Genomic DNA, 15,671 nt, shown 5'->3' with positions numbered 1-15,671 from the left:
AGGTCTCTGGATGGACAGGGTTACATGCGATAGACAGGGGTGGCGGTGTCCGGCAGCGCACGGCGCGCCGCCAGCGCCAGCGCCAGGCCGAGCACATCGCGCGAGGCCGAAGGCTCGATCAGGCCGTCGTCCCACAGCCGGGATGTGGCGTAATAGGGGTCGCTCTGGCGCGCGTATTGCTCACGCACCTGGCGTTCGGTCTCGGCCAATCGGGCCTCGTCGGCCGGGCCGCGCAGATTGGAGCGCGCCAGCTCGACCATCACATTGCTGGCGATGTCGGCGCTCATGGTCGCCACCCGGGCGCTGGGCCAGGCGAACAGGAATTCGGGCTCGAAACCGCGGCCGCACATGCCGTAGTTGCCCGCGCCATAAGAGCCGCCGACGACCAGCGTCAGCTTGGGCACGCGGGCGCAGGCCATGGCATAGACCATCTTGGCGCTGTGCTTGGCGATGCCGCCGCGCTCGGCCTCGGTGCCCACCATGAAGCCGGGAATGTTTTGCAAAAACAGCAGCGGCACGCCACGCTGGTTGGCCAGCTCGATGAAGTGCGCGCCCTTCAGGGCCGACTCGGCCAGCAGCGCGCCGTTGTTGGCCAGAACGGCCACGGGCTGGCCGTGGATCGCGCCGAAGCCGGTCACCAGCGTCTCGCCCCACAGCGGCTTGAACTCATGGAAGGCACTGCCATCGAGCAGCCGCGCAATGATCTCGCGCGCGTCGTAGGGCTGCTTGGGATCAGCCGGCACGATGCCGTCGAGTTCGCCCGGATCGTAGCGTGGCGGGCTGGGCAACAGCGGCGGCGCCAGCGCGGGCTCGGGCGGCAGGCTGGCCACGATCTGGCGCAGCATCGCCAGCGCCTGGTGCTCGTCCTCGGCCAGATGGTCGCTGACGCCGGAGACGCGGCTATGCATCTCGGCGCCACCGAGGGTTTCGCCATCGGCCACTTCGTTGATCGCAATCTTGACGATGGACGGGCCGCCGAGGTGGATGCGCGCATTGCCACGCACCATCACCACCTCGTCGGACAGCGCCGGAATGTAGGCCCCGCCCGCGGTGCAGCCGCCAAACACGGCCGAAATCTGCGGCAGACCGGCCTGCGACATGCGGCACTGGCGGTGAAAACTGTTGCCGAAGTGGTCCTTGTCAGGGAACACGCGGTCCTGCTCCGGCAGGAAGGCGCCGCCGCAGTCCACGAGGTACAGGCAGGGTAGCCGCAGGCGCTCGGCGATGTCCTGCGCCCGGATATGTTTTTTGACGGTTTCATGGAAGAACGAGCCGCCTTTGACCGTGGCATCATTGGCGATGAGCATGCAGGGCCGACCGGCCACCATGCCGACGCCGGTGACGATGCCCGCGCCCGGCACCTCGTTGCCATACTGGCCCCAGGCCGCCAGCGGCGAGAGCTCCAGGAAGGCGCTGCCATCATCAACGAGAAAGTCGATGCGCTCGCGCACCAGCAGCTTGCCGCGCTCGCGGTGGCGCCGGATGTGCGCGTCGCGCCCGCCGCTCGCCACCGCGGCCAGACGCGCACGCAGCGTCTCGGCCTGTGATCGGCCCTGCCCCAGCGCCTGGGCGTAGGCATCGCCGCGGGTATCGATACGGCTTTCGATCTGAGTCATCTGCGTCATCCCTTCATTGCAGCGAGCGAGCCACTGTGCATCACATGGCCCGACAATGCCCGGCCAATGATGCGCTCGGCCAGCCGAGCCGCCTCAATCAGCACCTCCAGGTCGATGCCGGTCTCAATACCGAGTTCCTGGCACATGAACACCATGTCCTCGGTGCAAATATTGCCCGCCGCGCCGCCATGCTTGTGGCCGGCGAACGGGCAACCGCCCAGACCGGCGACCGAACTGTCGAACAGCCGGACACCCATCTGCAAGGCCGCATAGACGTTGGCGCCGCCGACGCCGCGCGTGTCGTGCAGGTGCAGCCCGATGCGTGCATCGGGCACGATCTCGCGTACCGCCCCGATGCGACGCTTGATCTCCTCGGGATGGGCCCATCCCATGGTATCGGCCAGGTAAACCGCTGGCAGCGGCACGCTCCGGTCGGCGCAGGCATCAAGCAGCCAGCGTATCTGGTCGGTGACGGACGACAGCGGCACGGCACCCCCGAGATTGCAGCCAAAAGCCGTGATCACGTAGGCCTTTTCCACCGGAATGCCCAGGGCGATGTAGCGATCCAGCCAGCCGAGCTGGCGTTCGCGCATCTCGGCCACGCTGCAGTTGTTGTTGCGCTGCGAAAACGGCTCCGTGGTGTAGAACATCAGCCTGCCGTCCAGGTCCACCTGCTCGCAGGCACGCGCACGCTCGAAGCCGTTGTCGTTGAGCCAGAGCGCCGTGTAGCGGGTGCCTGGGCGCTTGACGATGGCGGCGAACAGCTCGGCGGCATCGGCCATCTGCGGCACCGCGCGCGGGCTGACAAAGGAAGCCACCTGGATGTGCTTCAAGCCCGAGGCCGCCAAAGCATCAATCAACGCGGCGCGATCGCCCAGCGGATAGGTCCGCGGCTCCATCTGGAAGCCCTCGCGCGGCCCCTCCTCATGGAACTCGACCGAGGCGGGCAAGTCACTCATCGCCGCCATCTCCTTCGATCAGACCGGACGGACTTCGGCCAGCACCTGGTGGCGCTCGACCATGTCGCCAACCCGGCAGCGCAGGCTGCTCAGGCTGCCTTCGAACGGCGCCGTGACGTGCAGCTCCATCTTCATCGATTCGAGCACGATCACGGTCTGGCCGATGGCGACCGAATCGCCAACCGCCGCCTTGACCGCGACCACCTTGCCCATCATCGGTGCGCCCAATTGCCCGCTGGAGGCGGCGTCACCGGCGGCGCCTCCCAGATAGGGTTCCGCGGTGAACACGCTGCTGCCCAGCGCGCTGGAGAGCTCGACCTGCTGCGCATCGCCCTGGATGGTCAGCTCCAGCGCCCGCCCGCCGCACTGCAACAGGCGGCGCCCACCCGGGATCGGCGACAGCGCGGCCTGCGTCACCTCGTCGCCGATGGCCAGGGTGCAGGCGCCATCGGCGGCGCGAGCGGAAAACCGGACCGGCCACTCTGCCGCGCCCGCCTTCAACACCAGGGCCGCCTGGGGCGCGGCCTGAATCGGCCCACTGCTCAGGCGCCAGCCGGTGAAACCGTCCCACAGGGTCCAGCAGCCCAGCGCGGGCGACTCCGCGCGCCGCTGCGCCAGCCAGTACAGCGCGGCCGCCGCCAGGTGCTCCACCGGCACGGCCGCGGGCGCGACCACGCCCCGCTGCGCATGACGCTCGTCAATCAGGCGGGTATGGAAACTGGCGTCGCGGGTTTCCGGCCATTCGAGCAGTTCATGCAGAAACCGCAGGTTGGTCACCAGCCCGATGACCGTGCTCTCGCGCAATCCAGCCACCAATGCCCGACGGGCCGACTCGCGGTCGGGGCCATGGGCGATGAGCTTGGCGATCATCGAGTCGTAGTGCGGCGAGATCTCGTCTCCGCTGTCCACCCCCGACTCGATGCGCACGCCCGAGCGCGAAAAATCGACGACATCGAGCCGACCCATGGCCGGCAGGAAACCGGCGTCGGCATCTTCCGCGCACAGCCGCGCCTCGAAGGCGTGCCCCCGGCACACCACATCGGCTTGCGCCAGCGGCAAGCACCCGGTGTCGGCAATGCGCAGCTGCAGCGCCACCAGGTCAAGCCCGGTGACTTCTTCGGTCACCGGGTGCTCGACCTGCAAGCGCGGGTTGACTTCCAGGAAGTAGTGCGCGTCACCGGCAACAACGAACTCCACGGTACCCAGGCCGCGGTAGTTCACGCCGGCGGCCAGCTTCACCGCATCGGCCAGTATGGCCTCGCGCAGACGCGGGCCGAGGCCGGCCGAGGGCGCTTCCTCGATCACTTTTTGATGGCGGCGCTGCAAAGTGCACTCGCGCTCGAACAGGTGGATGGCATGGCCCTGGCCGTCACCGGCGACCTGCACTTCAAGATGGCGCACCTGCGGCAGGTAGCGTTCGACGATCAGTTCGCCATTGCCGAAGGCTTTTTCGGCCTCGCGCATGGCGCTCTCGATGCGTGCCTCCAGCCCCTCCAGCGTCTCGACCACCGCCATGCCGCGGCCGCCTCCGCCGGCCACCGCCTTGAGCAGCACCGGCAGCGTCATGCCGCGCACCAGGCGCGACACCTCGGCCGGGTCGCTCATGCCGCCTTCACTGCCGGGGATGACCGGCACGCCGAGCCGGGCCGCCTCGCGCTTGGCGCTGGCCTTGCCGCCCACGCGCTCCATGGTGTCGGCCCGGGGGCCGATGAAGGTCAGGCCAGCCGCTTCGAGCGCGCGCACGAAGTCCGCGTTCTCGGAGACGAAGCCGTAGCCCGGATGCACGGCGTCGGCGCCGACGCGCCTGGCCGCCGCGATGATGGCGTCGATGTTGAGGTAACTCTCGCTGGGCGCGGCGCCCCCGATCTCGACCGATTCCCCGATCTCGCGCACATGGCGGGCAAACCGGTCAGCGCTGGAATGCACCGTGGCCACGGACAGGCCGAGCTTGCGGCAAGTACGGGCAATGCGGCAGGCGATCTCGCCTCGGTTCGCAATGAGGATTTTCTTAAGCATGCCCAAGGCCTCCAGAGCGGCGAAGGAAGTTGGCCAACAAGACGGTGTGGATGCGTTGCATGGTTGGCGTCCTGGTTAGAAGCGAAAAACGCCGAACGGCGTCGGTTTGGCGGCGGTGCGCGAAGCGAGGTCGAGCAACAGCCCCATGGCATCGCGCGTTTCCACCGGATCAAGAATGCCATCGACCCACAGGTTGGAAGAGAAGTTGGTGGCGGGCTGGAAGTCTTCGTAAATCTTGCGCACCGGCACCTTGAAGGCTTCTTCCTCCTCGGGCGTCCATTCGCGGCCCTCGGTCTTGTTGATCTGCTTGCGCACCAGCGCCAGCACGGTGGCGGCCTGATCCGGGCCCATGATGGCCGCGCGGCCGGTCGGCCAGGCGAACATCGCGGTCGGATTGAACGGGCGGCCACACATGGCCAGGTAGCCAGCGCCGTAAGAGGCACCCATGATGATGGTGTACTTGGGCACGTTGGCCGAGGCCATGGCCGTGATCATCTTGGCTCCGGCCTTGGCGATGCCGGCCTGCTCGGCGGCGCGCCCGACCATGAAACCGGTCACGTCGGCCATGAACAGCAGCGGGATGTCGCGCTGGCAGCACAAATCAATAAAGTGCGCCGCCTTCATCGCGCTCTCCGGGAACAGCACGCCCTGGTTGGCGAGGATGCCAATCTCGTGGCCGTGGATACGGGCAAAACCGGTCAACAGGGTGTCGCCGTACATCGGCTTGAATTCCTGGAACCGGCTGTCATCGACGAAGCGCGCCAGAATCTCGCGCGTGTCGGTCGGAATCTTGGTGTCGCGGCTGATGATGCCGTAAATCTCACGCGGATCGAACCGCGGCGGCACCGAGGGCTGACGCGTCCAACGCGGTTGGGCTTGCTCGCCCAGATCGCGCACGATCTCACGCGTGATGGCCAGCGCGTGGCGGTCATCTTCGGCGATATGGTCGGTGACGCCGCTGACGCTGCAATGCATCCTGGCCCCCCCCAGCGACTCGGCATCCACCGTCTCGCCGGTGGCGGCAAACGTCAACTCGGGGCCACCGAGGTACATATAGCCCTGCTCCTTGACAATCACCACCTCGTCGCACAACGCCGGAATATAGGCGCCACCCGCCGTGCAGGGCCCCATCACGACGGCAATCTGCTGGATACCCTCGGCCGACATGCGGACCTGGTTGTTGAAGATGCTGCCGAACTGTCCGACATCGGGAAAGATGTTGGCCATCTCCGGCAGAAACGCCCCGCCGCTGTCAACCAGCGTGATGCAGGGCAGGCGGTGCTGCCAGGCAATCTGCTGCGCCCGCACGTGCTTCTTGCAGGTCATGCCGTAGTAGGTGCCGCCCTTCACGGTGGCGTCGTTGGCGATGATCATGCACGCACGGCCCTGCACCAGGCCAATGCCGGTGATGATGCTGGCGCCGGGCGGCACGCCGTCGTACAGGCCTTCACCGGCCAGCATGCCGACTTCCAGGAAGGGTGAACCCGGATCGAGCAGCACTTCGACCCGATGGCGCGGCAGGATCTTGTTGCGCGCCAGATGTTTTTCCCGCGCTTTCAGAGGCCCCCCGGCAAGCGCCAGTTGGCGACGGCTCTGCAGATTCGCAATCACGGCCTCGTAGGCTTCGCGATTGAGTCGAAATTCGTCGTCCGAAGTCGACACACGTGAGGAGAGGATGGTCATTTGCGTTCTCGCACCAATTCGAAAGGGAAAGTCATCAGGACTTGAACACCGGCGTGCGGCGCGCCTCGAACGCCGCCAGACCTTCACTCACATCGTCATCGAGCAAGGCGGCGCTGGCCAGATCCTCCTCGAGCTGGAGACCGGCCTCCGATGAACCCTCCATGCCCTGACGGGCGAGGCGCTTCATGGTGGCGATGCCGATCCGGCTGCGCGTGGCGAGTTGGGTGCAGTAGGCGAGCGCCGCTTCACCCAGTTGTTCGGGTTCGACCACATAGTTGACCAGCCCCCATTGCTCGGCCGTGCCGGCATCGATCCAGCGCGCCGAAAAAAACAGGTCCAGGCCGCGCCGCAGGCCGACGATGCGCGGCATGCGCTGACTACCGCCCCAGCCCGGAATCAGGCCGAACTGGGCATGCTGGTCGCCAAAGCGCGCGTCCTTGGCTGCAAAAATGATGTCGCAGGCCAGCATCAGTTCGCTGCCGCCCGCCAGGGTCAGGCCCTGACAGGCCGCCACCACCGGCAGATCGCTGCGCTCCAGGCGCTTGAGCACGCCATGGCCATAAGCGATGAAATGCTTGAGCCTGGCGGGATCGCCGCGCAAGGACTTCACCTCGTCCAGGTCGGCACCGGTGCAGAAATGCTTGCCCTGCGCCCGGATCAGGATGGCGCGCACGCCGGAGCCGGGCCGCTCGAATTCATCAAGAGCAGCCTCGATGCCCTCATGCACGGACATCGACAGGCAATTGAATTTTTCGGGACGGGCCAGCTCGATGATGCCGACCGCGCCGCTGCGGCTGACCACCACGGGAGATGCCTGATTCTCGGTTTGCATTATTTGCTCTCCTTGGCGTATTGCACGGCAGCGCGGCCCACACGCTCGCGGGCGATGATCAGCTTCATGATTTGCGCCGTGCCGTCGCCGATTTCCAGACCCATCACATCACGCATGCGCTGCTGGTGCGGCAGATCCATCGACCAGCCATAGTGGCCAAAGGTCAGGAGGCACTGATGGATGGCGTCAAACGAGGTCTTGGGGGCCATCCACTTGACCATGGCGGCTTCCGCGGTGTGCGCTTGACCCGCGTCGCGCAAGGCCAGGCCGTGGTAACAGAGCTGGCGGCAAGCGGAAATCAGTGTCTCGAATTCGACAATCGGAAAGCTCACGCCCTGGTACTGCGCCAACGGTGCGCCGAAGGTCTGGCGTTCCTTCACGTATTCCCAGGTTTCGTCGATCGAGGCCTGCGCCGCCGCCAAGCACTGCAGGGCGATCAGGATGCGACTGAAGTCAAAGCCCTGCATCACCTGCGTGAAGCCCTTGCCTTCCGCCCCCAGCCGGTTCTCGACCGGCACCCGCACGTCGTCGAAGAACACCGAGCCGCGGCCGATGATTTTGCTGCCGACGTCGTTGAAGCGGGTGCGCTGCACGCCTTTCTGGTTCAAATCCACCAGCAAGGCCGTGATACCGCGCGCGCCATCCTCTGGCTTGCCGGTGCGCGCGAACAGCACCATGGCATCGGCCTGGTCGGCAAAGGTGATGGAGGTCTTCTCACCCGAGAGGATGTACTCGTCGCCAACGCGGCGCGCCTTGAGCTGCAGGTTGGCGGCATCCGAGCCGCCCCGCGGCTCGGTCAGACCCAGGGCGACGATGGCCTCGCCCGCCACGATCCGGCTGTTCCAGGTGCGCGCCAGCTCGGGGGACGCATTGGCATGGATGATGGCGCCCATCAGCGAGCTCAGCAACTGCATATAGCTCACGTTGAAGTCGCCATAGGCGATTTCCTCGGTAATGATGCCCGCCGTGACGCCACTCAGGCCCAGGCCACCATACTCCTCGGACAAATCGACACCGATCAGGCCGAGGGACCCCATTTCCCTGAACAGCGCCCGGTCAATCCCCGGCTGCGACTCGCGCTTTTGGTAATCGGGCCTGAGCTTCTCGCGTGCAAAGCGGCGCGCCACGTCACGCAACGCAATTTGATCGTCATCAAAAATCATGGTCATATCTCCTGTTTGACTGCCGCTGAAACGACTGCCGCCTGCGCCCAACAGCAGCCAGAAACAAAAAAATGAAGAGAACCCCGATTGCAAAACGCGGTGCTTCCTTGTTACTATAGCACCGAACAGGCGTTAGTTAGATGTGCAGGAGTTCTTTTACATGACCCACCGTCCCGCAGTCCCCTTTTCAAGACTGCTGTCTCCACTGAAGGTCGGTGCGCATGTTCTTCGGAACCGGGCGCTGATGGGCTCCATGCACACGCGACTGGAGTCGCTGGATCGGCCGATAGAGCGCCTGTCCCTGTTCTATGCGGAGCGGGCGCGCGGTGGCGTCGGCCTGATCGTCACCGGCGGCTATGCGCCCTGCCAGGATGGCCTGCTGGATGAAACCGGCCCCCTGCTCGTCACGCCGGAGCAGGCCGATGCGCTCAAACCCATTCCCCAGGCGGTGCATGCCGAAGGCGGCAAGATCATTCTGCAAATCCTGCATACCGGCCGCTACGCCAAGGTCGCACGGCCGGTCGGCGCCTCCGGCATTCCGTCCCCGATCAATCCGCGCGGGCCCCGAGCCTTGAGCACGGCCGAAGTCTGGCAAACGATCGCCGACTTCGTGCGCTGCGCCGAACTCGCCCAGCGCGCCGGCTTTGACGGCGTCGAGATCATGGGCTCGGAAGGCTACCTGCTCAACCAGTTCACCGTCACGCGCACCAACGACCGCAGCGACGAATTCGGCGGCAGCATGGAAAATCGCCACCGCCTGCCGGTGGAGATCGTGCGTCGCGTGCGCGAACAGGTGGGACCGCAGTTTTTGCTGATGTACCGTGTGTCGGCACTGGATCTGGTCGAAGGCGGCGCCCCGGCGGACGAAATCGCCCAACTCGCCCAGGCCGTACAGGGCGCCGGCGCCGACATCCTCAACACCGGCATCGGCTGGCACGAAGCGCGCATACCCACCATTGCCTACGTGGTGCCACGCGCCGCCTGGCGCTTCGCGGCGGCCCGGGTCAAAAAGGCCGTATCGATTCCGGTCATCACCTCCAACCGCATCAACACGCCCGCGCTGGCCGAAGAGATTCTTGCCAGCGGCGATGCCGACATGGTCTCGATGGCGCGCCCCTTCCTGGCCGACGCCGACTTCATCGCCAAGGCGGCGCAGGGTCGCGCCGATGAGATCAACACCTGCATCGCCTGCAACCAGGCCTGTCTCGACTACATCTTCACCGACCGGCCCGCCACCTGCCTGGTCAACCCCCGCGCTGGCCGCGAACTCGAATTCTCGCGGCTGCCGCCACGGGCGGCGCAACGCAAGGTGGCGGTGGTCGGCGCCGGCGCGGCCGGGCTGGCCTGCGCGCTGAGCACCGCCGCTCGCGGACACGCGGTCACCCTGTTCGAGGCCGCGCCAGAGATCGGCGGCCAGTTGAACCTGGCTCGGGCCGTGCCGGGCAAGCAGGAGTTCAATGAACTGTTGCGCTACTTTCAACAGGGTGTGGCACGGCATGGCGTCAGGCTCAAACTTGGCAGCCGGGTTGAGGCCCAAGCGCTCGCCAAGGCCCCGTACGACCGCATCGTGATCGCCACCGGCGTGCGCCCGCGCCTGCCGCAGATCCCGGGTATCGAGCATCCGAAAGTCGTGGCTTATGCCGACCTGCTGTCGGGCCGGGTGCAGGCGGGCCGCCGGGTCGCGGTGATTGGCGCCGGGGGGATCGGTTTCGACGTGGCGGCATTCCTGCTGCACGAAGAACAGGCCGGGGACGCCAGCGCGCCGCAGGCGGTCGACCGGTTTCACGCTGAATGGGGTGTCGATACCTCACCCTCAGCTGCGGGTGGCCTCAAACCGATGCTGCCCGTGACATCGCCACGCGAGGTCACCCTGTTGCAGCGCAAACCGGAAAAACCCGGGCGCAGCCTGGGCATGACCACGGGCTGGGCGCTCAAGGCCGAACTGGCACGACGCGGCCTGCGCATGCTGTCGGGCTGCAGCTATGAGCGCATCGACGACGCCGGACTGCACCTGAGCATCCAGGGGCAGCCGCAAACGCTCGATGTGGACACCATCGTCATTTGCGCCGGCCAGGACAGCGAGAACACGCTGGCCACCGAATTGCGCGCGCTCGGCCTGGCGCCCGAGATCATCGGCGGTGCGGCGGTTGCCGCCGAACTGGACGCCTTGCGTGCCATTGACCAGGGCACACGCCTCGGCCTGGCCATCTGAACTCACCAAAAACACCCCCATGGATTTCGCACCCCACCCAGAACATGAATCGATTCGCGATGCGATCGTCAAAATCTGCGCCCGCTTCGACGACGCTTACTGGCTCGAACGCGACCGGCTGGGCGGTTTTCCGCATGAGCTGCACCGCGCCCTGGCCGAGGGGGGCTGGCTCGGCATTTGCCTGCCGCAGGAATACGGCGGCGGCGGACTGGGCATCACTGAAGCCACCGTGATGATGCAGGCCATTTCACAGTCGGGTGCCGGGCTGTCCGGCGCATCGGCGGTGCACATGAATATTTTCGGCCTGCAGCCGGTGGCCGTGTTCGGCAACGAGGAACAGAAACGCCGCATGCTGCCGCCGCTGATCGCGGGCCGGGAAAAGGCCTGCTTCGCCGTCACCGAGCCTGACACCGGCCTGAACACCACCCGATTGAAAACCCGCGCTGATCGGGTGGGCGACCACTATGTGTTGTCCGGCCAGAAGGTCTGGATTTCAACCGCCCAGGTGGCCGAGAAGATGCTGATCCTCGCACGCACCACTGCGGCCGAAGACTGCAAGAAGCCGAGCTTCGGCCTGAGCCTGTTCTACACCGACCTCGACCGCCGTTTTGTAGAGGTGCGGGAGATCGAGAAGATGGGGCGCAAGGCGGTCGATTCGAACCAGGTCTTCATCGACGGCCTGCGGGTGCCGGTGGAGGACCGCATCGGGGAAGAGGGCCGCGGCTTCGAATACATCCTGCACGGCATGAACCCCGAGCGGGTGCTGATCGCGGGCGAGGCGATCGGCCTGGGCCGCGCGGCGCTGCAGGTGGCCGTCAAGTACGCCGGCGAACGCGTGGTCTTTGATCGGCCGATCGGGCAAAACCAGTCGATCCAGCATCCGCTGGCGCAATCGTGGATGGAACTGGAAGCAGCCGAGATGATGACGATGCGCGCGGCATGGAAATACGACAACAACCTGCCCTGCGGCGCCGACGCCAATGCGGCCAAGTACATGGCAGCCGAGGCCGGCTTCAATGCCTGCCAGCGCGCCATGGCCACACTCGGCGGTTTCGGTTACGCCAAGGAGTACCACGTCGAGCGCTACCTGCGCGAGATGATGATTCCGCGCATCGCGCCGATCAGCCCGCAGCTCATCCTGTGCTTCATCGCCGAGAAGGTGCTGGGCCTGCCCAAATCCTATTGACGCTCACGCTTTGACACTCACTGCGGAACTCGCCGCCGACATTCCTGCGGCATCCAGCGTCACCCTCTTTTCACCCATGACATCCCCCACCCCATCATGACCACCCCTCCCGACAGCGAACGCGCCGACCAACTCAACATGCTGCGCGAGAGTGCGCTCGGTTTCGCCACCAAAGAGTCGCCTCTGCACCGCGCACGCGCCCTGCGCCACCAGGCACCCGGCTACGACCGCCGTTTCTGGAACGCACTGGCCGAGCAGGGCTGGACCGGGCTGCTGGTGCCCGAATCACTGGGCGGCTACGAACAGGGCTTCGCCGAGATGGCCGAGGTGGCCGCCGCCCTGGCCGCTCAGGTCGCGCCCGAACCGGTGGTGCCGGTGCTGGTCTTCGCCGGCCGGCTGCTGGCGCATGCGGGCGCCACCGAACTGGCGACACGCCTGCTGACCGAACTCGCCGAGGGGCGCACCCTGCCTGCCGTGGCCTGGCAGGAGCAGGTCACCGGCGCGCAAGACCCTCTCGACCAGGCGGCCACCCGGCTGGAGCGCGCGGGCGATGGCCTGATGCTGAGCGGTGGCAAACGCCATGTGCGCCCTGGCGCCGGCGCCGACGGCTACATCGTCAGTGCCAGCGGAGCGAACGGTCTGGCCCTGGTCTGGGTGCCGGCCAATGCCTCCGGCCTCACCCTGTCGAGCCAGCCGCTGGCCGACGGCAGCTATGCGGCGCAGCTCGACTTCAACAGCGTTCGCCTGCCTGCCGGACACCTGCTGGCCGAAGGACCGGCCGCCGTGGCCGCCCTCGCCCGCGCCTATGACGAAACCCTGGTGCTGAGCAGTGTCGAACTGCTGGCCCTGGTGCGCGGCATGCTGGCCATGACGCTGGACTACCTGCGCACGCGCGTCCAGTTCGGCAAGCCGATCGGCAGCTTCCAGTCGCTGCAGCACCGCGCCGTCGACCTTCTGATCCAGCAGGAACTGACCGCCAGCGTGGTATCGCAGGCCGTCGCCCTGCTTGACGACCCGCAGGCCGACGCCACGGCACGCTCGGCCATGGCCAGCCGCGTCAAGGCGCGCGCGTCGGACGCCGGGCTGCAAGTGGCACGCGAAGCGGTGCAACTGCACGGCGCCATCGGCGTCACCGACGAATACGACCTGGGACTGTATCTGCAACGCGCCCTGGTGCTTGCCGCCTGGCTGGGCAACGGCACGCTCCAGCGCCGCCGCTACGCCGACCTCACCCGCAACGCCACCGAGCAGGAACACGCATGAACAAGCCCTCGACCACCACCGGCACCGACTGGAACGCGCTCGACAACAGCAGCTTTCGCGTCACCGTGCGCGAATTCTTTGAAACCCGCTACCCCAAGGACTTGCGCTATCCCAAACGGCGGCTGCGCTGGGCCGAAATCAGGGACTGGTATCTGACGCTCTCCCAAAAGGGCTGGGTCGCCCCGAGCTGGCCCAGCTCCTATGGCGGCATGGGGCTGAGCCCCGAAAAGCTCATCATCTTCATCGAGGAGCAGGAGCGCTGGGGCGTTGGGCGCGCGCCCGACATGGGCATCACCATGGTCGGCCCGCTGCTGATCCACCACGGCAACGACACGCAACGCGCCTACTATCTGCCCAAGATCCTGGCCGGCGAGCACATCTGGTGCCAGGGTTATTCGGAGCCGAATTCTGGCTCCGACCTGGCCAGCCTGCGCACCGAGGCGGTGGCCGACGGCGAGCACTTCATCGTCAACGGGCAAAAGACCTGGACCACGCTGGCACAGGACGCCACCCACATCTTCCTGCTGGTGCGCACCGACAAGCAGGCCAAGAAGCAGCAAGGCATCAGCTTCCTGCTGGCCGACATGAAAACGCCTGGCATCAGCGTGCGCCCGATCCGCAACATCGCGGGCAGCGAGGACTTCTGCGAGATCTTCCTGGAAAACGTGCGCGTGCCGCGCGCCAACATCGTCGGCGAGCTGAACAAGGGCTGGACCATCGCCAAGGCGCTGCTCGGCTTCGAGCGCATCTTCCTGGGCAGCCCCAAGCAAAGCCAGTACGCGCTGGCGCGGGTGCAGGAAGCCGCTCAGCGCCTAGGCCTGTTTCAAGACACCGGCTTTGTGGACCGTTACACCAAGCTGGCCCTTGATGTGGCCGACCTGGGCGCGCTCTACGGCCGCTTCATCGAGCAGGTCAAACGCGGTGAAACGCTGGGACCCGATGTCTCGATGCTCAAGCTGTTCGCCACCGAAACCTACTCGCGGCTGGCCGATCTGCTGGTTGACATCGCCGGCTCGAGCGGTGGCATGCCTGGCGACATCGCCCTGCCCGGCGGCAAGACCGACGTGCTGACCACCTTCTACAACGCCAGGCCCGCCACCATCTATGGCGGCAGCAACGAGGTGCAGCGCAACATCCTGGCCGCCAGCGTGCTGCAGCTGCCGTCATGATGACGCACAGCGCCAGCCAGCCCTTCGCCGGCCCCGGCCCGGACGCGCAATTCGCGGCCGCGCTGGCGCAGGGCCGCTTTCAGATCCAGCACTGCGCCGCCTGCGGCCAGCATGTCTTTTATCCGCGCGCGCTGTGCCCGCATTGCGGCTCGGCGCGGCTTGGCTGGGTCAACGCCAGCGGGGCCGCTCAGGTCTATTCCAGCACCACGGTGCGGCGCAAGGCCGAGGCCGGCGGCGACTACAACGTCGCGCTGGTGGACCTGGCCGAGGGGCCGCGGCTGATGTCGCGCGTCGATGGCGTGCCACCCGAGCAGGTGCGCATCGGCATGGCCGTGCAGGCGCGCGTGATCGATGATCCGGCCCAAGGCAAACTGCTGGTCTTCGTGGCGGCGGCGCGGGGCGAAGGTTAACCAATGAACGCCATTTCACCCCTGCGCGGCTGCGCCGCCATCGTCGGCGCCAGCCTGGGCGGCGTACCCATGGCGCCCGGCCGCAGCGCGCTCGAAATCCTGGGCGAGGCGGTACACGGCGCGCTGGCCGACGCCGGCTTGAAACTATCCGATGTCGATGGCCTGTTCACAGGCTCGTCCTACCACTTCCTGGCCGGCCTGTCGGTGGCGGAATATCTCGGCGTCAAGCCCAAATTCTGCGAAGCCACCATGGTCGGCGGCTCGTCTTACGTCGGCCACCTGCTCACCGCCGCGATGGCCTTGCACACCGGCCAGTGCGAGGTGGCGCTGATCTGCTATGGGAGCAACCAGGGCTCGGGTTTCGGCAAGCTCAAGTCGATGGCCGAGACGCCTTTGTACGAGGCGCCCTACGCGCCACGCTACCCGATCTCCAGCTACGCCCTGGCCGCCGCGCGCCACATGCACCAGTACGGCACCACACGCGAAGACCTGGCCCACATCGCGGTCGCGGCGCGACGATGGGCGCAACTCAATCCGCTGGCCCATGCGCGCGATCCGCTCAGCATCGAACAGGTGCTGGCCGCGCGCATGGTCAGCGATCCGCTGTCGGTGCTCGATTGCTGCCTGGTCACCGACGGTGGCGGCGCCCTGGTGCTTGTGAAGCGCGAGCGGGCGCGCGACTTTCCCAAGCCGCCGGTCTATGTGCTGGGCGCGGCCGCGGCGACCTGGCACCGCCAGATCGCCTCCATGCCCGACCTGACCGTCACCGCCGCCGCCGAGTCGGGGCCGCGCGCCTTCGCCCTGGCCGGCCTGTCGCCCAAGGATGTGGACGTGCTGGAGCTGTACGACGCGTTCACCATCAACACGCTGCTGTTTCTCGAAGACCTGGGCTTTTGCGCCAAGGGCGAAGGCGGCGCTTTTGTGCGCGACGGACGCATCGCGCCGGGCGGCGTGTTGCCGGTCAACACCAATGGCGGCGGTCTGTCGTGCTGCCACCCTGGCATGTACGGCATGTTCCTGCTGATCGAGGCGGTGCAGCAACTGCGCGGCGAGGCCGGAGCGCGGCAGGTGCGCGGCGCCGAGGTGGCGCTGTGCCATGGCAACGGGGGCGTTCTTTCTAGCCAGGTGACGGCCCTGCTGGGCACGGCCGCCACCGTCTGAT

The 15,671-nt window shown here is 66.7% G+C and carries 12 protein-coding genes; 6 read left to right on the top strand and 6 right to left on the bottom strand.

The window, feature by feature from the left end:
* Positions 1–20: 20 nt before the first annotated feature.
* From AC1Q5S_RS01190 to AC1Q5S_RS01165, 6 genes are all read right to left on the bottom strand, one after another.
* Positions 21–1,616 (bottom strand): acyl-CoA carboxylase subunit beta, encoded by a 1,596-nt coding sequence (locus AC1Q5S_RS01190; RefSeq protein WP_060987577.1) that lies wholly within the window; start codon positions 1,614–1,616, stop codon positions 21–23.
* A gap of 5 nt (positions 1,617–1,621) precedes the next feature.
* On the bottom strand, positions 1,622–2,575 hold the full coding sequence (locus AC1Q5S_RS01185; RefSeq protein WP_060987574.1) for a hydroxymethylglutaryl-CoA lyase: 954 nt from the start codon (positions 2,573–2,575) through the stop codon (positions 1,622–1,624).
* An 18-nt stretch (positions 2,576–2,593) separates the two neighbouring features.
* Positions 2,594–4,591, bottom strand: coding sequence for an acetyl/propionyl/methylcrotonyl-CoA carboxylase subunit alpha (locus tag AC1Q5S_RS01180; RefSeq protein ID WP_066784170.1), 1,998 nt, complete (start codon positions 4,589–4,591; stop codon positions 2,594–2,596).
* Positions 4,592–4,666: 75 nt separating this feature from the next.
* Positions 4,667–6,274, bottom strand: a complete 1,608-nt coding sequence (locus tag AC1Q5S_RS01175) for a carboxyl transferase domain-containing protein (protein ID WP_060986544.1) — start codon at positions 6,272–6,274, stop codon at positions 4,667–4,669.
* A 34-nt stretch (positions 6,275–6,308) separates the two neighbouring features.
* Positions 6,309–7,106, bottom strand: a complete 798-nt coding sequence (locus tag AC1Q5S_RS01170; RefSeq protein WP_060986545.1) for an enoyl-CoA hydratase/isomerase family protein — start codon at positions 7,104–7,106, stop codon at positions 6,309–6,311.
* Positions 7,106–8,275 carry an acyl-CoA dehydrogenase family protein gene (locus AC1Q5S_RS01165; protein ID WP_060986546.1) on the bottom strand — a complete coding sequence of 390 codons (1,170 nt, stop codon included), beginning with the start codon at positions 8,273–8,275 and terminating at the stop codon, positions 7,106–7,108. Before AC1Q5S_RS01165 ends, AC1Q5S_RS01170 begins: the two co-directional genes overlap by 1 nt.
* A gap of 154 nt (positions 8,276–8,429) precedes the next feature.
* Between AC1Q5S_RS01165 and AC1Q5S_RS01160 the strand changes: the two genes are divergently transcribed.
* The 6 genes from AC1Q5S_RS01160 to AC1Q5S_RS01135 all read left to right on the top strand — a co-directional run bounded on the left by AC1Q5S_RS01160 (position 8,430) and on the right by AC1Q5S_RS01135 (position 15,670).
* Positions 8,430–10,481 (top strand): NADPH-dependent 2,4-dienoyl-CoA reductase, encoded by a 2,052-nt coding sequence (locus AC1Q5S_RS01160; protein WP_060986570.1) that lies wholly within the window; start codon positions 8,430–8,432, stop codon positions 10,479–10,481.
* A gap of 19 nt (positions 10,482–10,500) precedes the next feature.
* A complete protein-coding gene (locus tag AC1Q5S_RS01155; protein ID WP_060986547.1) occupies positions 10,501–11,667 on the top strand; it encodes an acyl-CoA dehydrogenase family protein in 1,167 nt (388 codons plus the stop codon).
* A gap of 96 nt (positions 11,668–11,763) precedes the next feature.
* On the top strand, positions 11,764–12,930 hold the full coding sequence (locus AC1Q5S_RS01150; protein WP_060986548.1) for an acyl-CoA dehydrogenase family protein: 1,167 nt from the start codon (positions 11,764–11,766) through the stop codon (positions 12,928–12,930).
* Complete coding sequence (locus AC1Q5S_RS01145; protein WP_060986549.1) at positions 12,927–14,099, top strand: acyl-CoA dehydrogenase family protein; 1,173 nt, start codon at positions 12,927–12,929, stop codon at positions 14,097–14,099. Before AC1Q5S_RS01150 ends, AC1Q5S_RS01145 begins: the two co-directional genes overlap by 4 nt.
* Positions 14,099–14,509: an OB-fold domain-containing protein gene (locus AC1Q5S_RS01140; RefSeq protein ID WP_060986571.1), complete on the top strand. Its 411-nt coding sequence runs from the start codon at positions 14,099–14,101 to the stop codon at positions 14,507–14,509. Before AC1Q5S_RS01145 ends, AC1Q5S_RS01140 begins: the two co-directional genes overlap by 1 nt.
* Before the next feature lie 3 nt (positions 14,510–14,512).
* Positions 14,513–15,670, top strand: a complete 1,158-nt coding sequence (locus AC1Q5S_RS01135) for a thiolase family protein (RefSeq protein WP_060986550.1) — start codon at positions 14,513–14,515, stop codon at positions 15,668–15,670.
* Position 15,671: the final 1 nt, after the last annotated feature.

The organism is Acidovorax sp. GW835-FHT14B10 (genome assembly GCF_058793725.1).
Note: the sequence above shows the minus strand (reverse complement) of the source record. Positions and strands in the feature narration are given on the sequence as shown.